Origin of the sequence: Clostridium gelidum (genome assembly GCF_019977655.1) — a bacterium.
Taxonomy (GTDB): domain Bacteria; phylum Bacillota; class Clostridia; order Clostridiales; family Clostridiaceae; genus Clostridium; species Clostridium gelidum.
Genome location: NZ_AP024849.1, coordinates 1,020,530 through 1,045,298 on the forward strand (window position 1 = coordinate 1,020,530; position 24,769 = coordinate 1,045,298).

The 24,769-nt window shown below is 29.2% G+C and carries 19 protein-coding genes, 1 pseudogene and 1 riboswitch; of the genes and pseudogenes, 19 read left to right on the top strand and 1 reads right to left on the bottom strand.

Annotated elements, in window-relative coordinates; translation table 11 throughout:
* The first annotated feature begins 23 nt into the window (after window positions 1-23).
* From gap to psyc5s11_RS04875, 19 genes and pseudogenes are all read left to right on the top strand, one after another.
* The gene (gap, locus tag psyc5s11_RS04785; RefSeq protein ID WP_224036495.1) at window positions 24-1,025 is read left to right on the top strand and encodes a type I glyceraldehyde-3-phosphate dehydrogenase; all 1,002 of its coding nucleotides are present in this window, start codon (window positions 24-26) and stop codon (window positions 1,023-1,025) included.
* A 140-nt stretch (window positions 1,026-1,165) separates the two neighbouring features.
* Window positions 1,166-2,344 (top strand): phosphoglycerate kinase, encoded by a 1,179-nt coding sequence (locus psyc5s11_RS04790; protein WP_224036496.1) that lies wholly within the window; start codon window positions 1,166-1,168, stop codon window positions 2,342-2,344.
* Between the two features lie 217 nt (window positions 2,345-2,561).
* Window positions 2,562-3,308: a triose-phosphate isomerase gene (tpiA, locus tag psyc5s11_RS04795; RefSeq protein WP_224036497.1), complete on the top strand. Its 747-nt coding sequence runs from the start codon at window positions 2,562-2,564 to the stop codon at window positions 3,306-3,308.
* Between the two features lie 262 nt (window positions 3,309-3,570).
* The gene (gene gpmI / locus psyc5s11_RS04800; RefSeq protein WP_224036498.1) at window positions 3,571-5,097 is read left to right on the top strand and encodes a 2,3-bisphosphoglycerate-independent phosphoglycerate mutase; all 1,527 of its coding nucleotides are present in this window, start codon (window positions 3,571-3,573) and stop codon (window positions 5,095-5,097) included.
* Between the two features lie 554 nt (window positions 5,098-5,651).
* Window positions 5,652-6,251: a protein kinase family protein gene (locus tag psyc5s11_RS04805; protein ID WP_224036499.1), complete on the top strand. Its 600-nt coding sequence runs from the start codon at window positions 5,652-5,654 to the stop codon at window positions 6,249-6,251.
* Window positions 6,252-6,603: 352 nt separating this feature from the next.
* On the top strand, window positions 6,604-7,896 hold the full coding sequence (gene eno, locus psyc5s11_RS04810; protein ID WP_224036500.1) for a phosphopyruvate hydratase: 1,293 nt from the start codon (window positions 6,604-6,606) through the stop codon (window positions 7,894-7,896).
* 343 nt (window positions 7,897-8,239) lie between these two features.
* Window positions 8,240-8,473 (top strand): preprotein translocase subunit SecG, encoded by a 234-nt coding sequence (secG, locus tag psyc5s11_RS04815; RefSeq protein ID WP_224036501.1) that lies wholly within the window; start codon window positions 8,240-8,242, stop codon window positions 8,471-8,473.
* 318 nt (window positions 8,474-8,791) lie between these two features.
* On the top strand, window positions 8,792-11,002 hold the full coding sequence (rnr, locus tag psyc5s11_RS04820; RefSeq protein WP_224036502.1) for a ribonuclease R: 2,211 nt from the start codon (window positions 8,792-8,794) through the stop codon (window positions 11,000-11,002).
* Window positions 11,003-11,175: 173 nt separating this feature from the next.
* Window positions 11,176-11,643, top strand: coding sequence for an SsrA-binding protein SmpB (smpB, locus tag psyc5s11_RS04825; protein WP_224036503.1), 468 nt, complete (start codon window positions 11,176-11,178; stop codon window positions 11,641-11,643).
* 441 nt (window positions 11,644-12,084) lie between these two features.
* Window positions 12,085-13,734 (top strand): annotated as a pseudogene (locus tag psyc5s11_RS04830) (bifunctional metallophosphatase/5'-nucleotidase); the annotation flags it as partial.
* 60 nt (window positions 13,735-13,794) lie between these two features.
* Entirely contained in the window at window positions 13,795-15,711 is a 1,917-nt protein-coding gene (locus tag psyc5s11_RS04835; RefSeq protein ID WP_224036504.1) for a 5'-nucleotidase C-terminal domain-containing protein, read from the top strand.
* Between the two features lie 349 nt (window positions 15,712-16,060).
* Window positions 16,061-16,176: riboswitch (SAM riboswitch) on the top strand.
* Window positions 16,177-16,270: 94 nt separating this feature from the next.
* Window positions 16,271-17,233, top strand: a complete 963-nt coding sequence (locus tag psyc5s11_RS04840; RefSeq protein WP_224036505.1) for a methionine ABC transporter ATP-binding protein — start codon at window positions 16,271-16,273, stop codon at window positions 17,231-17,233.
* Window positions 17,233-17,871, top strand: a complete 639-nt coding sequence (locus psyc5s11_RS04845; RefSeq protein ID WP_224036506.1) for a methionine ABC transporter permease — start codon at window positions 17,233-17,235, stop codon at window positions 17,869-17,871. The genes psyc5s11_RS04840 and psyc5s11_RS04845 overlap by 1 nt, the downstream gene beginning before the upstream one ends.
* 11 nt (window positions 17,872-17,882) lie before the next feature.
* On the top strand, window positions 17,883-18,722 hold the full coding sequence (locus tag psyc5s11_RS04850; RefSeq protein ID WP_224036507.1) for a MetQ/NlpA family ABC transporter substrate-binding protein: 840 nt from the start codon (window positions 17,883-17,885) through the stop codon (window positions 18,720-18,722).
* 220 nt (window positions 18,723-18,942) lie between these two features.
* A complete protein-coding gene (locus psyc5s11_RS04855) occupies window positions 18,943-19,905 on the top strand; it encodes a YkvA family protein (RefSeq protein WP_224036508.1) in 963 nt (320 codons plus the stop codon).
* Between the two features lie 65 nt (window positions 19,906-19,970).
* Window positions 19,971-20,933: a ribonuclease H1 domain-containing protein gene (locus psyc5s11_RS04860; RefSeq protein ID WP_224036509.1), complete on the top strand. Its 963-nt coding sequence runs from the start codon at window positions 19,971-19,973 to the stop codon at window positions 20,931-20,933.
* 196 nt (window positions 20,934-21,129) lie between these two features.
* Window positions 21,130-21,303 (top strand): YtxH domain-containing protein, encoded by a 174-nt coding sequence (locus tag psyc5s11_RS04865; protein WP_224036510.1) that lies wholly within the window; start codon window positions 21,130-21,132, stop codon window positions 21,301-21,303.
* 289 nt (window positions 21,304-21,592) lie between these two features.
* Window positions 21,593-22,894, top strand: a complete 1,302-nt coding sequence (locus tag psyc5s11_RS04870) for a helix-turn-helix transcriptional regulator (protein ID WP_224036511.1) — start codon at window positions 21,593-21,595, stop codon at window positions 22,892-22,894.
* Between the two features lie 20 nt (window positions 22,895-22,914).
* Window positions 22,915-24,180: a helix-turn-helix transcriptional regulator gene (locus psyc5s11_RS04875; protein WP_224036512.1), complete on the top strand. Its 1,266-nt coding sequence runs from the start codon at window positions 22,915-22,917 to the stop codon at window positions 24,178-24,180.
* Window positions 24,181-24,292: 112 nt separating this feature from the next.
* Here the strand turns inward: psyc5s11_RS04875 and psyc5s11_RS04880 are convergent, their stop codons facing one another.
* On the bottom strand, window positions 24,293-24,670 hold the full coding sequence (locus psyc5s11_RS04880) for a CBS domain-containing protein (protein WP_224036513.1): 378 nt from the start codon (window positions 24,668-24,670) through the stop codon (window positions 24,293-24,295).
* Window positions 24,671-24,769: the final 99 nt, after the last annotated feature.

Genomic DNA, 24,769 nt, shown 5'->3' on the forward strand with positions numbered 1-24,769 from the left:
AAAAATATTAGGAGGTAATTGTAATGGTAAACGTAGCAATTAATGGTTTTGGAAGAATAGGAAGATTGGCTTTAAGATTAATGATTAAAAACCCTGAATTTAATGTGGTTGCAATCAATGATTTAACAGATGCTAAAATGTTAGCTCACTTATTCAAATATGATTCAGCTCAAGGTAGATTCGATGGAACAGTTGAAGTTAAAGAAGGAGCTTTCGTAGTAAACGGAAAGGAAATCAAAGTAACTGCTGATTCTAACCCAGCAAACTTACCATGGGGAGAATTAAAAGTAGATATCGTTTTAGAATGTACTGGATTCTTTGCAACAAAAGAAAAGGCTTCAGCTCATATTAAAGCAGGTGCTAAAAAAGTTGTTATATCAGCTCCAGCAGGAAATGATCTACCAACAGTAGTATTTAATGTAAATCACGAAATATTAAAGGCATCAGATACAGTTATTTCAGGTGCTTCATGTACTACTAACTGTTTAGCTCCATTTGCTAAAGTATTAAGCGATCAATTTGGATTACAAAAAGGATTCATGACTACAATCCATTCTTATACTAACGATCAAAATACTTTAGATGCTCCACACAGAAATGGTGATTTAAGAAGAGCTAGAGCTGCTGCAGCTTCAATAATTCCTAACTCAACTGGTGCTGCTAAAGCAATCGGATTAGTTATTCCAGCATTAGTTGGAAAATTAGATGGAGGAGCTCAAAGAGTTCCAACAATAACTGGTTCATTAACTGAATTAGTTTGTACTTTAGATAAGAAAGTAACTGTAGATGAACTTAATGCTGCTATGAAAGCTGCTGCAACTGAATCATTTGGTTATACTGAAGATCCAATAGTTTCTTGTGATATTATCGGAAGTAGCTTCGGATCATTATTCGATGGAACTCAAACTAAGGTTATGGAAGTTAATGGAGAACAATTAGTTAAAGTAGCTTCTTGGTACGATAATGAAATGTCATACACTAACCAATTAGTAAGAACTTTAGGATACTTTGCTAACTTAAAGTAATTTAAATTAAACTAATTTTAAACATAATGCGCAAATTTATGTTAAAAAGAATAAGTCTGGTTTTGTAGTATAAGGCTATAAAGCCAGACTATTTTAAAATATTCAGATAAAATTAAAATAAATTTTTGAGGTGAATTTTAATGGATTTCAATAAAAAAACAATTGAAGATATAGATGTAAACGGAAAGAAAGTTTTAGTTAGATGTGACTTTAATGTACCATTAAAAGATGGTGTTATAACTGATGAAAACAGATTAGCTGGAGCACTTCCAACAATAAAGTATTTAGTTGCACACAATGCAAAGGTTATCCTTTGCTCACATTTAGGAAAAGATGCTTCTAAATCATTAGCTCCAGTAGCTGTAAGATTAACTGAAATGCTAGGTAAAGAAGTTATTTTTGCTAGAGATGAAGAAGTTGTTGGTGAAAACGCTAAAAAAGCTGTTGCTGACATGAAAGATGGAGACATCGTATTATTAGAAAACACTAGATGTAGAAAAGAAGAAACTAAGAATCTTCCAGAATTCTCTAAAGAATTAGCTTCATTAGCTGATGTATTTGTTAATGATGCATTTGGAACAGCTCATAGAGCTCATTGTTCAACAGTTGGAGTAACTGATTATCTTAAAACTGCTGTATGTGGATACTTAATTCAAAAAGAATTGAAATTCTTAGGAAATGCAGTTGAAAGTCCAGTAAAACCTTTTGTTGCTATCTTAGGTGGAGCAAAAGTTTCAGATAAGATTGCTGTTATCAATAACCTTTTAGATAAAGTTAACACAATAATCATTGGTGGTGGAATGGCTTATACATTCTTAAAAGCTCAAGGATATGAAATTGGAACTTCTTTAGTTGAAGAAGACAGACTTGACTATGCTAAAGAAATGATTGCAAAAGCTAAAGAAAAGGGCGTTAAGTTCTTATTACCAGTAGATCACAGAATTGCTGCAGAATTCAAAGATGTTGAAGCTGTAGTTACAGAAGACCAAAACATTCCAGCTGGAAGCATGGGATTAGACATCGGACCAAAGACAGACGTTTTATATGCTGATGCTATTAAAGATGCTAAGACAGTAATTTGGAATGGACCAATGGGAGTATTCGAATTCGAAAACTTCAATAAGGGTACAATTGCAGTAGCTAAGGCTATGGCAGATGCTGATGCTACTACTATTATAGGTGGTGGAGATTCAGCTGCAGCTGTAAATATTTTGGGATTTGGAGATAAGATGACTCATATTTCAACTGGTGGTGGAGCATCACTTGAATTCTTAGAAGGTAAAGAATTACCAGGGATTTCAGCATTAAACAATAAGTAGTAGTAAACCTAATTATAGTGTTAGTTATTATTTTTTGAATAATAATAATAATAATAATAACTGGTATACTTAATGTAAGTAAATTCAAAATAGTAATTACTAATAAAAGTATAATTAATAAATCATTTAATTAGTAGATAAGAAGAAAATCTTTATGAAATTTAGGAAGCTTTCGGCCGGAAGCTTCTTATAAAAATTTAAGCATGAGGTGAATATAATGAGAAAAGCGATTATTGCAGGAAACTGGAAAATGAACAAAACTGCTCTAGAAGCAGTTAAAATGGTAGAAGAATTAAAGCCATTAGTTAAGGATGCTACATGTGATGTAGTTGTATGTCCTACTTTTGTATGCTTAGATGCTGTTAAAAAAGCAGTAGCTGGATCAAACATAAAGGTTGCAGCACAAAACATGCACTTTGAAGAAAATGGAGCTTTCACAGGAGAAGTTTCTCCAAGTATGTTAGAAGCCATGAAAATTGATTATGTTGTTTTAGGTCACAGTGAAAGAAGAGAATACTTCAATGAAACCGATGAAGCATTAAACAAAAAAGTTAAAAAAGCTTTTGAACACAATATTACTCCAATCCTTTGTTGTGGAGAATCTTTAGAACAAAGAGAAAATGGAACTACAAATACAGTTATAGAAGCTCAAATCAAAGTTGATATAGCTGGATTAAAGAATGATCAAGCAGAAAAACTTGTTATAGCTTACGAACCAATTTGGGCAATAGGAACAGGTAAAACTGCTACTGATGAACAAGCAAATGAAACAATTAAAGCTATAAGAGCTATGGTTGCTGAAATGTATGGATCAGAAGTTGCTGATAAAGTTAGAATCCAATACGGTGGATCAGTTAAACCAAACACAATTAAAGCTCAAATGGAAATGTCTGATATAGACGGAGCATTAGTTGGTGGAGCTAGTTTAATTGCTGCTGATTTCTCTGCAATAGCTAATTATTAATATTATCTTTTAAAAGCTATCTTGAAATGATTATAAATCATTTCGAGATAGCTTTTTTATTAACATTTAAAAAAGTATTTCAATACAATAAAAGTTAGTTTAAGCTGAATTTTATATAATTAGTTTATACTTAGCACTTGTAATGTTTATAAGTTGCAATAAATGCAAAAAAATAATATAATTTAATAGATGAAATATAGTATATAAAAAGTAAAATTAATATATTATGATCTAAAATTAAGGAAATTTGGAGGGATAGGAAATGTCAAAAAAACCTGTTATGTTAATGATATTAGACGGTTTTGGAATTGCACCAAAATCAGAAGGAAATGCTGTAACTTTAGCAAAGAAGCCTAATTTAGATAAATTATTTGAAAAATATCCTACTTCACAATTACAAGCAAGTGGAATGCCAGTTGGATTACCAGAAGGTCAAATGGGTAATTCAGAAGTTGGACATTTAAATATTGGATCAGGTAGAATAGTATACCAAGAATTAACTAGAATTACAAAAGCAATTTCAGATGGAGATTTCTTTGAAAATGAAGCTCTTAAGATAGCTATGGATAATGCAAAGAAAAGTGGATCAGCTTTGCACTTAATGGGACTTTTATCAGACGGTGGGGTTCACTCGCATATTGATCATTTAAGAGGACTATTAGAATTTGCTAAAAAAGAAGGAGTTCAAAATGTTTATCTTCATGCCTTTATGGATGGAAGAGATGTACCACCTTCATCAGGAAAAAAATTTGTAGAAAAAACTGAGAAAATTATGGCTGAAGTAGGCGTAGGTAAGATTGCTACTATAAGTGGTAGATATTATGCTATGGATAGAGATAACAGATGGGAAAGAGTTGAACTTGCATATAATGCATTAGTTTTAGGAAAAGGTGAAACTGCAAATAGCGCAGTAGAAGCTATGGAAAATTCATATCACGATAATAAAACTGATGAATTTGTTCTACCAACAGTAATAATTGAAGGTGGGAAAATTAAAAATGAAGATTCAGTTATATTCTTTAACTTTAGACCAGATAGAGCTAGAGAAATAACTAGAGCTATTAACGATAAAGAATTTGCTGGATTTAAGAGAGAAACTTTAAATCTTACTTTTGTAACAATGACTCAATATGATAAGACTTTAGAAGGCGTAAATGTTGCATATACTCCACAAACTTTAGCTAATACTCTTGGAGAATATGTAAGTAGTAAGGGGTTAAATCAATTAAGGATTGCTGAAACTGAAAAATATGCCCATGTTACTTTCTTCTTTAATGGAGGAGTAGAAAAAGAAAATCCAGGTGAAGATAGAATAGTAATTCCTTCACCAAAGGTTGCAACTTATGACTTAAAGCCAGAAATGAGTGCATATGAAGTAACAGAAGAATTATTAGCTAGATTAGATAGTGATAAATATGACATGATAATCTTAAACTTTGCAAATCCAGATATGGTTGGTCATACAGGAATTGTTGAAGCAGCTGTTAAAGCAATAGAAGCAGTTGATGAATGTGTGGGTAATGTTGTAAATAAGGTATTAGAAAAGGATGGATGTGTGTTTATTACTGCAGACCATGGTAATGCTGAAACTATGATAGATTTCTCAACAGGAACTCCATTCACAGCTCATACTACACAACCAGTACCATTTGTTTGGGTATCAAATCATGCAGAAAATAAGAAGTTAAATGATGGAAAACTTGCTGATATTGCACCAACAATGTTAAATCAATTAGGTCTTGAAGTACCTGCTGAGATGACTGGAGACAATTTAGTAGTAAATAAATAAATTTAAGGCATATTAAAGAATATAATAAGTCTAACATAAATTACAATATTGGATTTATCATAGTCAAAAGGCCTTAAGGCACAATCAAAAAATAACAAGTCCATTTGCCAGCCTATTTTCCATCATAAATGAAGCTCGACTCGCTACGCTCTTCTTGAGTAAGCGATTCACACAAAATCATTTTTTAATGATATTAACACCCTTTGGTTGTTAACTAAGTTCGAAGAGCCAAATATAAAATTTGGGCTCTCACTTATCTGCTCATCGAGAAATTGACCTAATAGGCCTGCTATGAGGGCAATTTGTCTCCTTGCTTGATAAAAAATATTCATCGCAACTTTGGATTTGTTATTTATTTTCATGTGCCTATATAATATTACTGCCTTAAAATAATTATAAAATTATTTTAGGGCAGTTTTTATGTATTTGAAAATAGTAATCCACAGAATTTTAAAGGAATAAAACTTGTAGGATTTTAAAGAATGATTTGAGTAAAATTGCATAAACTAAATCTTAGATTAATATATTTATAAAAAGGATTTAAGGTTGATGATATGAAAAAAAATTTTGCATACTCTGCTGATTTTGATGAAATTACTGAAAATTTATTTAGAGAAGCTAATTATCTCGGGCAAGGGAATAATGGAGTGGTGTACGAATTACCAAATAAAAAAGCTATTAAAATATTTTTGAGAAAAAAGGTATGTAATGATGAAGGAAATATTCTTGCTAAAACTAATGGATCTAAATATTTTCCGCATTTGTATAAAAGGGGGAAATTCTATGTCATAAGAGACATGGTAGAAGGCAACAGACTTGACAAATATATAAAGAAAAATGGGCTGAGTCAAAGATTAATCGAAAATATATATGATTTACTATTAGAATTTAAAAGGCTTGAATTTAAAAAAATAGATATTAGATGCAAAGATATTTATGTATCAGATAATGAAAAGATTATGATAATAGACCCTAAAAAAGCATATACTAGAAAAGTTGATCATCCAAGGCATTTAATGAAAGGATTAAATAGAATTGGAGTATTAGAAGAATTTTTTAATGGTATAAGAAAAATAGATTCAAAGATAACAATATCATGGGAATTGAAATTTAAAAGGTATTGTGAAAGGTCAAATTTATCTAGAATAGAATAGAAATAAAGATTAAATATATATCCACAGTAGAAATCTTACTTATGTGGATAACCCACTAAATTGATACATGTTTATTCCTACGGAAAAAATATGTATCAATTTTTCTGTTTGTTTATGATCCTAAGCATGTTGGGTATAGAAATCAATGATACATATAAGCAAAACTTGCAGTGCAGGTATCTATATAATTTTAAATCATATGAATATTCTATATTAATATGAATATTCATTTGATAATTTACTAATAATATTATGGTAAATGAAAAAAAAGCTTTTAAATTTGAATATTATGTATTATAATTATATTGAGAATAATTCTCAATATAATTATAAAATGAGGAGGTAATATTAAATGAAAGATTATTTAGAAATCGTAGACGTAGTTGCAAGGCAAATTTTAGACTCAAGGTGTTTTCCTACAGTAGAGGTAGAAGTATATTTAGAAGATGGAACTATGGGAAGAGCAGCAGTACCATCAGGTGCATCAACTGGAATGTATGAAGCTGTAGAACTCCGAGATGGCGATAAAGATAAATTTCTAGGAAAAGGCGTTTTAAATGCAGTTAAGAATGTAAATGATACTATTGCAGAAGAATTAATAGGAACTAATGTATATGAACAAACTTATATTGATAAGATGCTTATTGAATTAGATGGAACTAATAACAAAGAAAAATTAGGCGCTAACGCTATTTTAGGAGTATCATTAGCTGTTGCAAACGCAGCTGCCAATTCGTTGAATATGCCTTTATATAGATACATAGGCGGAGTAAATGCAAAAGTATTACCAGTTCCTATGATGAATATAATAAATGGAGGATCACATGCTGATAACTCTGTAGATTTACAAGAATTTATGATTATGCCAGCTGGAGCACCAACATTTAGTGAAGCTGTAAGAATGTGTGCTGAAGTTTATCACACATTAAAGAAAATTTTAAAGGATAAAGGATATTCAACTGGTATTGGTGATGAAGGTGGATTTGCTCCAAACTTAAAGTCAAATGCAGAAGCACTTGATGTTATAATTGAAGCAATAGGAAAAGCTGGATATAAAGCAGGTGAAGAAATATTTATTGCAATTGATGCAGCTTCATCAGAATATTATAAAGATGGTAAGTATGTATTAGAAAATGAAGGAAGAACATTAACATCTGCTGAGATGGTTGATTTCTTTGAAGAATGGGTTGATAAATATCCAATTATTTCAATAGAAGATGGCATGGATGAGGAAGATTGGGATGGATGGAAACTACTTACTGAAAGACTAGGAAAGAAAATTCAGTTAGTTGGTGATGATTTATTTGTTACTAATACTGAAAGACTTGAAAAGGGTATTGAACTTGGAGTAGCTAACTCGATTCTTATTAAGTTAAATCAAATAGGTACATTAACAGAAACTTTGAATGCTATAGAAATGGCAAATAGAGCTGGATATACAGCAGTTGTTTCTCATAGGTCAGGTGAAACAGAAGATACAACAATAGCTGATTTAGTTGTAGCTGTAAATGCAGGTCAAATAAAGACTGGTGCACCAGCTAGATCTGAAAGAGTTGCAAAATATAATCAATTATTAAGAATAGAAGAAGAATTAGATGATGTAGCTGAATATAGAGGTAAGAAAGCTTTCTTTAACATAAAGTGAAACTTTTTAGGTGGAATTTTACATTACAGCTAAATTTAGTTGAACTTATCTAGGGTTGTGACGTTCTTAGCTATCATCCGAAGGATGAGAGCTTTAGAACGACTAGACATCAGATAAAGTGAAACTTTTTAGGAGGGATTTTACATTACAGTTGAATTTAATTAAAAAATAAAATAATTTAAAAATGTAGTTGATAGTATAGGTTATGTATTATCAACTATTTTTTATATATATAAGTTTTCATTGTAATAGAATGAAATTTTTACTGTAGAAAGTTGTAATGAATCGACAAATGTGATATTATTTAGATTGATGTTATTGATCATTCTAGGAGGTGTTATCTATGCAAAATATATTATTAGTCTTTGAGGTGTTACTTGGATTAGGTGTTATTGTATCAATTTTTATGCAACCTAGTAAATCTGATGCTTTAAGTGGTTTAATACAAGGAAGTACACAAGAAACATTCTTTTCAAAAAATAAATCAAGAACAAAAGAAGTAATTCTTGTAAGATTAACAGTTATGTTTATGGCACTTTTTGCAATAAATTCGATTGTATTAAATTTAGTAAAATAATAAATTTGAGCTACTTTATTTAAGTAGCTTTTTTTGTTGTTTAATAGTATTTATAAAAATGAAATGTTGTGCCTCAATGGGTAGAATTGATTGAGAGGCACTTTTTTGCGTGATGAGCATATCGAATTTGTTGGGTGGTTTAAAAATTCAACTAGTTGTAAATAAATATTTTAAAGTCAACAAATAATAGTTGTACATAAAATAATATATATATGTCAATAATATAATAAGATAAAATCTATGTTGCAGAACATTAATGTGGTAGTATATAGATATAAAGTAATAATACATAGTAAATTGTATAATGGAGGTAGTATTATGGGAATTAAGAAAACTTTAGTAAATTTTATGAAAGAATCTGAGTATAAACCAATGGATATTGAAGAATTGGTTGCTGTATTTAATATAAAGAGAAATGAATATAATGCTTTTAAAAAGACTTTAAAAGTGATGGAAAATGAAGGTCTTATTATGAGAACAAAGAAAAATAAATATATGATAGCTGAGAGCAGTGTTGAAGAAGAAGGATTAGTTATAGGAAAACTTCAAGCACATGCAAAGGGATTTGGATTTTTAATTCCAGACGAAGAAGGTCAAAAGGATGTATTTATTCAAAGTACTGCTATGAATGGCGCTATGAATGGAGATAAAATATCTGTTAAAGTAACTAGGGAAGATACAAATACAAAGAAAAGAGAAGGCGAAGTAGTTGAAGTTCTTGAAAGAAATACAACTAATATAGTAGGTATATATCAAGATTGCCAGAACTTCGGATTTGTAGTTTCAGAAGATACTAGATTATCTAAAGATGTGTTTATTTCAAAGAAGGATAGAAATGGTGCGAGTGATGGAGATGTTGTTACAGTAAAATTAACTAAATGGCCAGATGAAAAAAGAAAGGCAGAGGGTGTTATAACGGAAGTTCTAGGGAGAAAAGGCGATAGAGGAATAGATATCTTAATGATTATAAAGAAACTTGGACTTCCTGAAGAATTTAGTGATAAAGTGTTGAATTTCGCTGAGGGTATTTCCGAGGAAATAGATGAAAAAGAATATAAAGGTAGACGAGATTTAAGAGATTTAAAGATGGTTACAATAGATGGAGAAGATGCGAAGGATTTAGATGACGCGGTATCTATTGAAAAATTAAGCAATGGAAACTTTAAACTAGGGGTTCACATTGCGGATGTAACTAATTATGTAAAAGAAAATAACCCTCTAGACAAAGAAGCATTAAAAAGAGCAACTTCGGTTTATTTAATAGATAGAGTGGTTCCAATGTTACCTAGAAAATTATCTAATGGTATATGTTCTTTGAATCCTAAAGTAGATAGATTAACATTAACTTGTTTTATGGAAATAGATCCTAAAGGAAAAATAGTGGAACATGAAATAGTAGAATCTATTATTAAAACTAATGAAAGAATGACATATACAGATGTTACAAAGATTTTAAAGGATAATGATGAGGAATTAATAAAGAGATATGATTATCTTTATGACGACTTTAAGAATATGGAAGAACTTTGTAGTATATTAAGAAGAAAGAGAACAAAAAGAGGTGCTATTGATTTTGAAATAGCAGAAGCAAAAATAACATTAAATGACCTTGGAAAACCAATTGAAATTAAACCTTATGATCGTGAAATATCTAATAGAATGATAGAAGAATTTATGTTAGCTGCTAATGAAACAGTTGCAGAGCATATGTTTGGGACTCATGTACCTTTTGTATATAGAATACATGAGAATCCAAATGAGGAGAAATTGGCTAAGTTTAAAGAATTTGTTTATAATTTAGGATATACAGTTCAATGGACAGAGGAAATACGTCCAAAGAGTTTCCAAGACGTTCTAGAACAAGTTAAAGGAAAAAATGAAGAAACTGTTGTAAGTACATTATTGCTACGTTCTATGATGCAAGCAAGATATGCACCAGAATGTACTGGTCACTTTGGCCTTGCAGCAGAGTATTATTGTCACTTTACTTCTCCAATAAGAAGATATCCAGACTTGCAAATTCATAGAATAATAAAAGAACATTTGCATGGAGAGATAGATGAAAAGAGAATAAATAAATTGAAAAGTATAGTAGGGTATGCAGCTAAGCAATCATCAGAAATGGAAAGAAAAGCGCAAGATGCGGAAAGAGAAGTTGATGATCTTAAAAAAGCTGAATATATGGAAGATAAAATTGGAGAAGAATTTGAAGGAGTTATATCTTCAGTTACAACTTTTGGACTATTTGTTGAATTACCAAATACAATTGAAGGTTTAGTTCATATTACTGATTTAGATGATGATTATTATATATTTAATGAAGCTAACCTTAGTTTAATGGGTGAGAGAACTAAGAAGATTTATAAACTTGGAGCGAAAGTAAAAGTGGAATGTGTAAATGTAGATATAGCAAATAGAGAAATATTCTTTAAAATTACGCAAGAACCTAAAAGAGATGAAGACGAAGAAGTAAAGATACCAAAAAATAGTACAGAAAAATTAAAAAATGAAATAGACGAAGTAGAATAATAAAGTGAAGCTTTTAGGTGGACTTTAATACTCCACCTAAATTTAATTTTCAGTTTGTTATTTTATTTAGTATACATTTGTTGATTTAAAAAGATAGGTGTAATATAATTTTATTAACATAAACTGTTAACTGCTAATTGTTAACTGTTAACTGAATTAAGTGGGTGATTAAAATGGCAAGAAAAAAGAATGAAAATTCCTTAGCAGAAAATAGAAAAGCAAGACATGATTATTTTGTGGAAGAAGCAATGGAAACTGGACTAGTGTTAGTTGGAACCGAAGTTAAATCTATAAGAAAAGGTAGAGTTAATCTTAAAGAGTGTTATGCAGATATTTCAAATGGTGAAATATTTATAAAAGGTATGCATATAAGTCCTTATGAACAAGGCAATATATTTAATGTTGATCCTATAAGAGAAAGAAAATTACTACTTCATAAAGATCAAATAAAAAGACTTGATGGTTTAGTATCTCAAGATGGGTATACTTTAATACCATTATCACTTTATTTAAAAGAAGGCAAGGTTAAAGTTGCACTTGGAGTATGTAAAGGTAAGAAAAACTATGATAAGAGAGATTCTATGCTGGAAAAAGATGCGAAAAGAAATATAGATAGAGCAATGAAAGAGAAATATCAATAGCCAATAAAATTTCATTAGGATTTCAATGTTAAACAAATTTAATGCACAAAAGTATAGTGTTATATTAGACTTACTATTTTCTTTCATATGCCGTATGTAAAAAATAAACTGCCTGGGAAATTTGTGAAAATAATTTCCTAGGTAGTTTTTTATTTAAAGTTATTATTTTGGTAGTATTTTGAATACAAGACTTTTTTATAGCTATACGAATATTTACAATCAATAGAAATATTAGCAAAAAACATATAAAAAGTATAGAATTTTAAGAAGTAATGGTATACAATTCATATTATGGAAACATATTTATAACATGATAATATAAGGGGGATTATAATGAAAAATTTATTAAGAGCAAAAAAAAGTATGGCTTTTTTAACTAGCTTATCTTTAGCCATAACATTATTTACAGCTGTTCCAGTTAGGGGATATGCAGCAGATGGAAGTAATACTATAACATTACTTGCAACTACTGATGTACACGGCACAGTTTTAAATTATGATTATGGAACAGGGAAAGCACCAGCAAAGGATCAAGGGTTAGCTAAAGTTTCATCATATGTTAAAAGTGTAAGACAAAATAATAAGAATGTTATGTTAATTGACAATGGAGATACTATTCAAGGAACTCCACTTTCATATTATTATGACATTTTAGATACAAAAACAGAGTATCCTACAGCAAAAGTAATGGGTGCTATGAAATATGACTCATGGACATTAGGTAATCATGAATTTAATTATGGTTTAGACGTATTAAATAGAGTAATTAAAGATTATAAGTCAGAAGGAATATCAGTACTTGGAGCTAATATATATAAGAAAGATGCAACAAATTTTGTTGATCCTTATATAATAAAGAGTTTTAAGGTTAATGATAAAGAAGTAAAGGTTGCAGTTATAGGATTAGAAAATAAATGTATACCTAGCTGGGAAGATAAAAAACATTATGATGGTTTACAATTTAATGATCTTGTAGATGAAGCAAAAAAATGGGTTAAAGAAGTAAAAAGTAAGGGTGCAGATGTTGTTATAGTTTCAGCACATAGTGGTCAAGAAACTGCGGCAGATGTGTTGCCTGAAAATGAAGTTAATGCAATAGCAACACAAGTTAGTGGTATAGATGCAATTATTGCAGGTCATGCTCACACAAAAACAAATGACTTAACTAAAAAGAACCCAGAAGGTAAGATTGTTCCAATAGTTGAATCAACTAAAGGAGCTACAGGTCTTGCACAAGTTGATATAAATATTGATGCTAATGGAAAGCTTTCTGGAATAGCAACAAAGAATGTTGATATTGATAAGACTATACCAGAAGACCAAGAAATAGTTAGTTTAATTAAACCTTATGAAGATACAACATTAAAATATGTAGACACAAAGATTGGAACTTCAACTGGAGAATTTACAGGAAGCGGACAAACAAATAATCCTACAGCAATTATGGAGTTAATTAATAAGGTTCAAAAGGAAAGCGCAGGTACACAATTATCAATTGCAGCTCCTTTAAGTTCAAGTGCATATATACCAAAAGGTGATATTACAATTAAAAATATGATGTCAGTTTATGTATTTGAAAACTTCTTATATGGAGTAAAGATGAGCGGTAAGCAAGTAAAAGATTGGATGGAATATTCGGCTAGATATTATGCTCAAACAACAGGTGGTAATACAACAGTAGCTAAAGATTCAATACTAAATGTTCCGGATTACAATTTGGACCAATTATATGGTACCACATATGATATAGACTTAACACAACCAGCATGTACAGTTGATAAGACAACAGGAAAAGTAATTTCAGGAAATAGAATAAAGAATTTAAAAGTTAATGGTATAGAAGTAAAAGATTCAGATCAATTTACAGTTGCAATTAATAACTATAGATACAATGGTGGTGGAGGCTTCATGAAAGCTATAGGATTAAGTAGTACTGATCCAAGCATTGTAACTTATGACTCAGGTAAAGCTCTTGGAGATGATGGACAAGTAAGAAGCTTGATGACAAATTATATTCAAAAGCATGGAGAAATTAAACCAGAATGTTCAAATAACTGGAACATAGTAACAGGTAATACACAAAAAAAGTAGTTTAGACCTATAAAAAGTTCATGTATATCATGATAATAATCAATTTAGGGGGGATTTATAATGAAAAACTTATTAAGAGCTAAAAAAAATATAGCTTTATTAACTAGCTTGTTTTTAGCAATTACATTATTTACAGCTTTTCCAGTAATGGGATATGCTGCAGAGAATGAAAAAACTTTTGATATTATTGAGATAACAGATTTTCATGGAACATTGAAAGATTCATCAGGAAATCCAGTTGCAGGAGTTTTAGCAGATAGAATAGGTAATGTAAAAAAATCTAATTCTGATAGAACACTAATTTTTGGGGGCGGAGATTTATATCAAGGTTCTGCAGTATCCAACATTATGAAAGGGGTTCCAGTTCAAAAAGTTATGTCACAAATTGGCATGGAAATAACAACCCTTGGAAATCATGAATTTGATTGGGGATTAGATACAACTATAAATACAACTATGAAAGATGCAACTTATTCAATAGTTTGTAGTAATCTTTATAGTAAAGAAACTGGTAAGAGAGTATTTGAACCATATAAAATTATAACTAAAGATGGCTTAAGAATTGCAATTATTGGTGGAATAACACGTGAAACAGAAACTAGTGTAACACCTAAATATGTAAAAGATTTTGAATTTAAGGACCTTGCAAATGAAATTAATTCGGTTGCAGCACAAATCAAGCAAGATAAATTGGCAGATGTTACAATAGCGTTAGTACATGAGGGAGATAAAGGTGATAATGCTACAGGACCATTATTTGATTTAGCCAATAATCTTAAAAATGTAGATGCAGTGTTTGGCGGACATAGTCATACTAAAACTGCTACAATAGCTAAAACCACTAATATTCCAGTTTATATTGCAGCTTCTAATGGTAAGGGATATATAGATGCTAAATTTAAAATCACTAGTGACAAGAAAATTATATTCGATGTACCAAGTCTTACAGCTAGCTATATAGCTTTAGATAATGAGAATGGATATAAAGCTAGTAATCCACAAGCAGATAGTTCTATTAATAAGATTGTAGATGAGGCTAATAAGGAAATAGATCCAATGACAAAGGTAGTTATAGGATATAATAAAGATAAAATTTTAACAAGAACATTAGATGAATCTCCATATGGTTCATCAGTTTTGGGTAATTGGGCATCTGATATTACAAGAAGTGCAGTTAATGCTGATGTTGGTTTTCAAAATAATGGAGGACTTAGAATAGATATACAACAAGGCGATATTACAGTAGGTACAATGTGGCAATTTATGCCTTTTGATAATACAATTTATAAATTAAATATGACAAAGGCTCAATTAAAAGAAGTTTTAGAGCAAGCAGTTGCAGATAAAAGTAAGGGGTTACAAGTATCTGGAATTAAGTTTACTTATGACTCAAGTCTTACAGAGGGGCAAAGAGTTAAGTCTATAATAAGAGAAGACGGAACAGCAATTAATGATACTGAAAGATTATCTGTAGCAGTTCCAGATTTTGTAGCTCAAGGTGGAGATTCATTTACTGCATTTAGAAAATGCGGTGGATTAAATATTGCAAATGATACTCATGTTGTAATAAGAGATACTTTTATAGATTGGTGTAAATCTAATAAAGATAAAAATGATAAAAACACAATATCAAATGTAGATGTTAAAAGAATGGTTAATCAAGTAACAAGTAGCATAGGAACTTGGAAAAATGAAGGACAAACTTGGAAATATATGAAAGATGGAAAAGCTGTTAGTGGATGGAATGAAATCAATGGGAAATGGTATCTAATGGATTCAACAGGAGTAATGCAAATAATGTGGAATCAAGTGGATGGAAAATGGTATTTCCTAAATGATGACGGAAGTATGTCTACTGGTTGTTGGGTAAATACTAATAACAATTGGTACTACTTAAACGGAGATGGTTCAATGGCTTCCAATACCATTACAGCTGATGGATACGCATTAGGCTCAAATGGAGAATGGATAGCTTAAAAAATAGAAAAATTGTATTGTAGGATTAAGAGGTGCTATATAATAGCATCTCTTTTTCTATGAAATTAAGTTTTTAATGTGAAATGGAATTGATATAAACATATGGAATCAAGAATATTGAGATGAAGTTTTCAGGCTTAAATAACGTTTCTGTACGCAAAACTTAAGATAAATTATGATAATCATAATAATTTATAAAAATACTTGCAATATTATTAATAAGTATATATAATAAAACTAATCCGATGACAATACTAAGGATTGAGAAATTTATGGTTATTTTTTAGATATTGACAAATGAAAAAAATGCTTATATAATCATGTCAGAAACTAAATTAAATAATCGTGTATCTTATCAAGAGTGGTGGAGGGACTGGCCCTGTGAAACCCGGCAACCGAAATGTTGGTTATTTTATCGATATTTGTATGGTGCTAATTCCAGCAGCTTTAGCTGACAGATGAGAAGATAAATTTGTATAGTGTATTAAGCGCTAGAGATTTATTCTCTAGCGCTTTTATTTTAGTTATCTGGAAACAATGTCAAAGGAGGAAAAGTGTTTTGATAGAAATTAAAAACGTAATTAAAAGTTTTGGTGAAACACAAGTTATAAAAGATGTATCAATAAGCATTAAAGAAGGCGAAATTTATGGGATAATAGGACATAGTGGAGCAGGGAAATCTACACTGCTTAGATGTATAAATGGACTTGAATCGTATAATGGAGGATCTATTAATGTAATGGGGAAAGAAGTTTCTTCATTAACAGGTAGAAGTCTTAGGGAATTTAGAAAAGATTTAGGAATGATTTTTCAAAACTTTAATCTTATGAAAAGAAAAAATGTTTTTGATAATATTGCACTTCCTCTTGATATATGGGGCTACAATAAAAGTGAAATAGAAGAGAAGGTGTTAGATTTACTTAAGTTAGTTGGGTTAGAAGACAAAAGATTAAGCAAGCCATCAGAACTAAGTGGAGGGCAGAAACAAAGAGTAGCCATAGCAAGAGCGCTTTCATTAGATCCTAAAATATTACTTTGTGATGAAGCAACATCAGCATTAGATCCTAAAATAACAAAAGATATTTTAGCCTTACTTTCTAAAATCAATAAAGAATTAGGTATAACAATAGTAGTAGTTACCCACCAAATGGAAGTTATAAAAGAAGTTTGTGAAAGGGTTGCTTTATTAGATGGAGGAGAAATAAAGGCAGAAGGAAAAGCAGAAGATTTATTTTTAAAACCTGGAACTTCATTAAAAAAGTTTTTAGGGGAAGAAGATGAACTGTTACCAGATGATGGAGTTAATATTAAATTATTTTTTCCAAGCAATTCTTCAGAAAATGCACTTATAACTAAAATGGCTAGAGAACTTGAAATAGATTTTTCAATAGTTTGGGGAAAACTTGAAAAATTTAGAGAGGACATACTAGGGGGACTTGTAATAAATATAAAAGAAGAAGATAAGGATAAGGTTATAAAATACCTTGAAAGTAAGGATATTCTATTGGAGGTGATTGAATAATGAATGAGATAATAGGAAAAGCTTTAATAGAAACGTTAGAAATGGTTTTTGTATCAACTACTTTTGCAGTTATTTTAGGATTTATACCTGCAATTATATTAACAATTACTGCCAATGATGGATTAAAGCCAAATAAAATTATTTATAATATTTTAGATTTTATAGTTAATACATTAAGAAGTTTTCCATTTATTATATTGATGGTAATAATTATACCTTTAACTAGATTAATTGCTGGCAAATCTATAGGTACAGAAGCAGCTATGGTTCCACTTACAATTGCAGCAGCACCTTTTGTTGCAAGAGTTATAGAAGCATCATTAAGAGAAGTTGATAAAGGTGTGATTGAAGCAGCAAGATCTTTTGGAGCATCAAATCTTCAAATTATATTTAAGGTCATGCTTAAAGAAGCAGTTCCTTCAATAATGTCAGGAATAACTTTAACAATAATAAGTATTGTTGGATATTCAGCAATGGCAGGGGCTATTGGAGGTGGAGGACTTGGTCAAGTTGCAATAAGCTATGGATACCAAAGATTCCAAACAGATGTAATGATAGTAACGTGTATTATTTTAATTATAGTAGTACAAGGACTACAATTTTTAGGAAATTATTTTTATAATAAATTATCAAAATAGGGGGAAAAAATATGAAAAAGAAATCAATTTTATCAGTAGTTTTAGCAGGAATAGTGGCACTCGGATTAGTAGGTTGTGGGTCTGGAACTAATACAGGAAGTAAAGATTCTAAAAATGACAAGGTAATAAAAATTGGAGTAACACCAAAACCACATAAGGAAATAGTAGAAATAGCTAAACCATTACTTGAAAAAGAAGGATATACAGTAGAAATAACTGAATTCAATGATTATGTTCAACCTAATACTGCGGTATCAGAGGGGTCGTTGGATGCGAATTTCTTCCAACACATGCCTTATTTGAAGGAACAAAATGAATCAAAAGGATTTAAATTAGTTTCAGTAGGAGCTGTTCACTTAGAGCCAATGGGGTTATATTCCAAGAAAATTAAGAGCCTAGATGAACTTAAAGATGGAGCTACAATTGCTATTCCTAATGATCCATCAAATGAAGCTAGAGCATTAAAACTACTCGCAGGTAAGGGAATAATAAAAATTAAAGATGGTGAATTAGTTACACCAAAGGATATAATACAAGATGGTGGAAATTCAAAAAACTTAAAGTTTAGCGAATTAGAAGCGGCAGCAGTTCCAAGAGCAATAGATGATGTTGATGCAGCTGTAATAAATGGTAACTATGCAATAGATGCTAAATTCAATCCAACAAAAGATGCAATTATAATTGAAGATAAGAATTCAGAAGCTGCTAAGCCTTATGCAAATATAGTTGTTGTAAAAGAAGGTAATGAAAAACAAGAAAAAATTCAAGCTTTATATAAAGCATTGACTTCACCAGAAGTTAAAGCATTCATAGAAAAGGAATATAGTGGAGCAGTAATTCCAGTATTTTAATGAAATATAGAATAAAAAATATATGTAATTTAATTAGGTAAAATATCCTTTACAAGTACATCAAATGCTTGTAAGGGATTTTTTCTTTAGCTTTATCATTTGATAAAAATAATGTATACTTTTAATTATAATTAGGCAAATAATGTTTTTAATTGTAAACAACAGTATTAAGATGTTTAAATATAAAAAAGTAGAATTTTTCTTAAAAGGAGAATGAGTTATGAACATATCAGAGGTTAATGTTAAGTTAGTTGGGAGTGACATATTAAGTATTATTAATGAGTTTGTTAAAGTTGATGGATTGATTTTAAATAATGTATTTATTGAAGATGGAATAATATTAGAAGGAAGTCTTAAAAAGGGAATAAAGATAGATTTTTTTGTAAAAGTAGAATTAATCGAGTGTGCTCATAATATAATTGTAGCTAGAATTGTTAAAGCTAAAATTCTAAATCTTGGAATTTTTAGAATTCTAAGAAGTTTTGCACTAAAGCAGCTAGCAAAAGCATTCAAGGAATATGGAATAGAGAGCCAAAAGGATAAAGTAATAATTAATATAAATACGTTACTTAAAGGTGTGCCTTATGTCGAGCTAAATATTACCGAGATTTTTATGAAGAGATCAGAATTATGGGTTGAAGCTAGTAATGTTAATATTTCAATAGCCGGAGAATTAATAAAGAAAGTTGAAGCAGAAGAAGTTAAGGAAGAAAATGAAGACAATATAGCTGAATTAGAAATTGTAAATAAGACTCAAGACAATTATTCTAGAGGAAGAGAGATTTTAGAGGACAAGCTACCAAGAAGCGTTAAGGAATATAAAGAATATATATTTATATTACCAGATGTAATTTCTCTAATTTATAGATTACTTAGAGATAAAAGAGTACCTTTGAAAACTAAGTTAATAATGTCAGCAGCTATTGCATACATAGCAATTCCTACAGATATAATACCGAGTAGCATACCATTTATAGGCGCAATTGATGATATTGGAGTTGCATTTTTTGCTTTAAACAAAGTTCTTGCAGATGTGCCATTAGCCATAATAATAGAAAATTGGCAAGGTAAAAATGAGTTACTTTTAGTATTAAAAAATGGAGTTGAATATTTAGTTGATTTTACAGGGGCTAGAAATGTAAGTAAATTATGTGATGTAGTGAGAGAATTGTCTACATTGTAAAATAACTTGTGATATTTGGATATAATATAGATGAATAAGGATCTGAAGAAGAAAGGAACAAAGCAATGGCAAAGAAAGTTTATGCAATACAATGTGGATTTGATGTTAAGAACAATAAGAAAGTAGAAAATATTATAGTTAATACTTGGGACGAATGTTTAAAATATGTAAAAGGCGTAAAAGGAGCTAAATATAAGAGCTTTGAAAGTATTGATGATGCAAAGGCATATCTAAATGAAGGAAATAGAATGCTTAAAAAAAGTGATAACAAGTATCCTAAAGATTGCCTTCATGCTTATGTCGATGGTAGTTATAATTCTTCTGATGGAAGATATTCTTATGGTGTAGTTTGTGTTAGTAATAATGTTGTAGAATACATAGAAAGTAATGCTGCGAAGGATACATCAGAAAAGAATGTAAGACAAGTTGCAGGAGAGCTTAAGGGCGCTGTTAGAGCTGTTGAATATGCTTCAAGCAATAATAGGACAAAGATAGTTTTATTTCATGATTATGAAGGCATAGCACATCATGCAACTGGTGCTTGGGATAGGAAAGAAGAGTCATCTATGGAATATTATGATAAAATGCAAAAATTAATGAGTTCTGGAATTGAAGTTATATTTGTTAAAGTGGACAGTCATACAGGAGATTTATTTAACGAACTTGTGGATGAAAAATGTAAGCAATGTTTAGGCATAACTTCTGATAAAATAGTTCAAAAATGGCTTAATAAAAATATTATAGAAGTTGCTAATAATGAAGTGAAAGCTGAAATTTTAAGCATAGCGCCTAATTGTGCTAATAATATAATAATAAGTGGTGAGAATAAATTTATTGATGAGAGTATAGATGTTATAGAAATTGATAAAACAACAAATGAAAATGATCAAATTGATGATGAATTTAGATTTGAACAAATTGTAAATTTATATAAAACTAATTACAAAGAAGGAAAAAAGGTGATTTCAAAACTACTAAGTAAGCAAAAAGAAAGCTTTATTTTATATTTACTAAGTCATAATAAATAAGGCAAAAAATTGCCTAGAATGCTGAATTATTATTTTTTGAATGTTTATAACTAGCACATTTAGTTATTATTTATTTTCTTTCAGATTCCTAAGTTTGAAATAGATAATAAATGTAGAAAAAATTAACTTGGATAACTTTTTAATTTCTGCACAATCTATATTTAGAAAATAAATTAATATTAAAGAGGTGTTAATTATGCAAAGATTTTCAAAAGGAATGATGGCAGGAATTTTAATTGGAGTAGCTGTTGAAATGGCTATGATGCCAATGTATGACAGAAGTACTCAAAGAACAATGAAAAGAGCAGGAAGAAAAATGAGAAATATGGCTGAAGCTACTTATAGTGGCATGCAAGATTGGATGAGATAAATATTGTCTTATTAACGTTTTCATAAAATTTTGAATTTAATTTAATATGAGAAGATATGAAATAAATTTTTTAATAATTAATTTCATATCTTTTTAATTTATGTACAAATAATGTAAGAAAATATTTTGAGCTTATAATTTTTAGTGTAAAAATGGATAAAAAAATTAAATTATATAAAATTTGGGGAGCATTTATATTTTTATGCAGTTTTTTATGAATTTATGTTATAATTAAGGAAATTATATTAACTTAATTAAATAATTTGTTGAATAGAGAAGGATTGAAGAAATGGAAATTCTATCATTAGGAGAAAAAATTAAAAGAAAAAGAAAACAATTAAATATGACCTTAAAAGATTTGGCTAAAGACAGAATAACTCCAGGACAAATAAGCTTAGTTGAATCGGGGCGCTCAAACCCCTCAGTTGACTTATTAGAATATTTAGCAGATGCATTAAATACAACTGTCGAATATTTAATGGAATCAGAAGAAAGCCAAGCAGAAAAAATTAGTCTTTATTATGAACAAGTAGGAGAATCATGTATATTGCAAGGTGATTATGAAAAAGGACAAAGATATATTGATAATGCTTTATATTATTGTGAAAAATATAACTTAGAATATAGAAAAGCAATTATATATTTCATAACAGCAAAATCATATATGTATAAGACAGATTTTCCGATGGCACAAAAGATTTTTTTGTCGGCAAATGTAATTTTTATTAAAAATAATAATTATGAAAAAATAATAAAAACTTTTTTACATTTAACTAATGTAGCTTTAGAACTAAAAGCATATCATTCAGCTAGCAGTTATTTGAAACAAGCTGAAAAAGTATATTTAGATAATAATATTGTAGATGATTTTCTAATGGGTGAAATACATTATAATATGGCTAGAACATATTATAATATAGAAGAGTTAGATTTAGCATTAAAATATTCATATCTAGCAAAGAGTAGATTTGAACAAATATATAATGATGAGGATTATGCAAAAAACTTATTTTGTTTAGCTGAAGATTTTAATAAAAAGGGTGATTTGCCAAATGCTATAAAGTATTCAAAGAAAACGTTGGAAGTTTATAAAAAAATACAATATAACAAAGGTATAGTTAATATAGAACATAATTTAGGAAGATTATTCTATGAATTAGGGCATTTGGAAGAATCACTTAAGCATTATGAAATATCAAAAAGTGTTAGTGCTCAAAATCATGTGGGCTATATAAATGATATATTGATAGATATTTGTAAAAATCATTTAAAATTGAAAAATACTGAAGAATGTAGTAAGTTATTAAAAAATATTGAAAACAGTATTGAAGAAAATGATATTGACAGAAAAATTGAATGTAAATTAATTAAATATACTATATTTAATATTGATGAAAAAATGGAACAAGCAGAGAGCGTATTAATTGATACATATATGTTGGCAAAAAATAGTGGAAGACTAGCTAAAGCCGGTGAATTAGCTATGAGAGTTGGAAAATACTTTATAGATAAGAAGGAAGAAGAGGAAGCCTCATACTATTTGAATCAAGGAATACAATTATTTAATGAGGCAGAAAAATTAAAAAATTAAGAGGTAAATGGGTGATATAATTGGAAATACTATCTACTGGCGAAAAAATAAAAAGGGCTAGAATATTCAAAGGAATTACATTAAAGCAACTATGCGAAAATAAAATTTCTATTGCTAAAATGAGTTGTATAGAAAATGGCAAAATTAAGGCAGATAAGGAGTTGCTTAAATATATATCAGAAAAAATTGAAATAGATTTTAATTATTTAATAGAAGATGTTTATGAACAAATATTAAATAATTTAGAAACGATAAAAAAGAATATTTCATGTGATAATGATTCGGAAAGTAAGCTGAAAGATAATTTAAGTTATGCACTAAAATATAAATACTATGATTTAGCATTTAAATTAATACATATATTATTTTATTATTATGTGGAAGAAAATAAGGCGGAAAATATTCAATTGATAGTTTCTCAATACTATGATTTATTTCAAAGAAATAATACAGAAGAAAATACAGTTACATATTTCAAAGATATGGCAATATATCTTTCACAAAATGGAGAATATATAGAGGCTATATCATATTACAGTAAGCTTAGAGAAATGTGTCAACAAAAGAAAGAAAAATTTGATAAAGCGGAATATTGCTTAATAGGTTATAATGAAGCATTAGGTTATCAGAATCTAGGAAAAACAGAAGAAGCATATAGTATTTTATCAGACATTATAGGATATGTTGATAAACTTAAAACAGATGAGAGTAAAGGTAAAATATATCATATTTATGCTACTGTATGTATTAAGTTGAAGAAAGATTATGCAGAGGAATATAAAAAGAAAGCATTTGAATATCAAAAACATAATCCTATTTCATTAGCATTATCACATGGAAACTATGGAAAATATTATTTTGAGGTAGGCGAAAAGGAAAAGGCAATTGCAGAAATAGAAAATGGAATTAAAATATTCCCACAAGACAATATAGAAAAAAATGTAGAATTCTTAAATTATTGTACTAGAATATTAATTGATAATGTAGAATATGAAATAGCTTATAAAATTACAGAAGAAGCATTAAATATGGCGATTATTACAGACAATATAAAGCTAATTGAAAAATCATATTACCTAAAAGGAATGATTCTTCAAAAAATGGACAAGTATGCTGAAGCAGAAAAATATATGAATTTATCGTTAGATTCATTATTTAAATTTGGTACAAGAGATGAAAGAAAAAATAGATATATAGATATGGGAAATCTTTATTATAACCTTGGAATGGCTACAGATTCATTAAAGTATTTTAATTTAGCATTGGCAGTAGATAAGAAAATATAGTAACTACTAAGCTAAATAAGAAGATATGAAAATAGAAGGATATTTGTTTGAAAAAGTAAAAACAAGTATCCTTCTATTTTTTTTATTCATGTTTTGATTGTGCCTAAAGTCTTTAATCTATATTGATAAAATAATCTAATAAATCTTCAATACTTATGACACCTACAATATTATCATTTTCAACTATAGGCATAGAGATAATATCATTTTTTCGTAATCTATTAGCTACAACCAATAAATCTTCATCAGATTGAGCAAGTATTACTTCTTTAGACATAACCCATTCAACAGGGCAACTAACATAATGACCAGGGTGAATCATAAATCTATATATATCAGCTTTAACAATCATTCCGACTAAGGCGTCTTTGTCATTTACTACTGGCATACCATTAATATCAAATTTATCCATCATATCTAGAGCTTTATCTATTGGATCATTCACATTAATAGTATGAAAACTTTGTTTAATAATAGAATTTATTTTCATAAAATCACCTCTTTTAAAAAGTTTAGTATTTTCAATCTATAATAATTTAAAAATGGAAAGCAAATAGATAATTATACTAACATTTTACTACAAAACAAC

Excerpts from the sequence above, each read along its gene's own strand:
- gap (WP_224036495.1), top strand. The coding sequence starts at position 24 with ATGGTAAACGTAGCAATTAATGGTTTTGGAAGAATAGGAAGATTGGCT.
- psyc5s11_RS04790 (WP_224036496.1), top strand. The coding sequence starts at position 1,166 with ATGGATTTCAATAAAAAAACAATTGAAGATATAGATGTAAACGGAAAG.
- tpiA (WP_224036497.1), top strand. The coding sequence starts at position 2,562 with ATGAGAAAAGCGATTATTGCAGGAAACTGGAAAATGAACAAAACTGCT.
- gpmI (WP_224036498.1), top strand. The coding sequence starts at position 3,571 with ATGTCAAAAAAACCTGTTATGTTAATGATATTAGACGGTTTTGGAATT.
- psyc5s11_RS04805 (WP_224036499.1), top strand. The coding sequence starts at position 5,652 with ATGAAAAAAAATTTTGCATACTCTGCTGATTTTGATGAAATTACTGAA.
- eno (WP_224036500.1), top strand. The coding sequence starts at position 6,604 with ATGAAAGATTATTTAGAAATCGTAGACGTAGTTGCAAGGCAAATTTTA.
- secG (WP_224036501.1), top strand. The coding sequence starts at position 8,240 with ATGCAAAATATATTATTAGTCTTTGAGGTGTTACTTGGATTAGGTGTT.
- rnr (WP_224036502.1), top strand. The coding sequence starts at position 8,792 with ATGGGAATTAAGAAAACTTTAGTAAATTTTATGAAAGAATCTGAGTAT.
- smpB (WP_224036503.1), top strand. The coding sequence starts at position 11,176 with ATGGCAAGAAAAAAGAATGAAAATTCCTTAGCAGAAAATAGAAAAGCA.
- psyc5s11_RS04835 (WP_224036504.1), top strand. The coding sequence starts at position 13,795 with ATGAAAAACTTATTAAGAGCTAAAAAAAATATAGCTTTATTAACTAGC.
- psyc5s11_RS04845 (WP_224036506.1), top strand. The coding sequence starts at position 17,233 with ATGAATGAGATAATAGGAAAAGCTTTAATAGAAACGTTAGAAATGGTT.
- psyc5s11_RS04850 (WP_224036507.1), top strand. The coding sequence starts at position 17,883 with ATGAAAAAGAAATCAATTTTATCAGTAGTTTTAGCAGGAATAGTGGCA.
- psyc5s11_RS04855 (WP_224036508.1), top strand. The coding sequence starts at position 18,943 with ATGAACATATCAGAGGTTAATGTTAAGTTAGTTGGGAGTGACATATTA.
- psyc5s11_RS04860 (WP_224036509.1), top strand. The coding sequence starts at position 19,971 with ATGGCAAAGAAAGTTTATGCAATACAATGTGGATTTGATGTTAAGAAC.
- psyc5s11_RS04865 (WP_224036510.1), top strand. The coding sequence starts at position 21,130 with ATGCAAAGATTTTCAAAAGGAATGATGGCAGGAATTTTAATTGGAGTA.
- psyc5s11_RS04870 (WP_224036511.1), top strand. The coding sequence starts at position 21,593 with ATGGAAATTCTATCATTAGGAGAAAAAATTAAAAGAAAAAGAAAACAA.
- psyc5s11_RS04880 (WP_224036513.1), bottom strand. The coding sequence starts at position 24,670 with ATGAAAATAAATTCTATTATTAAACAAAGTTTTCATACTATTAATGTG.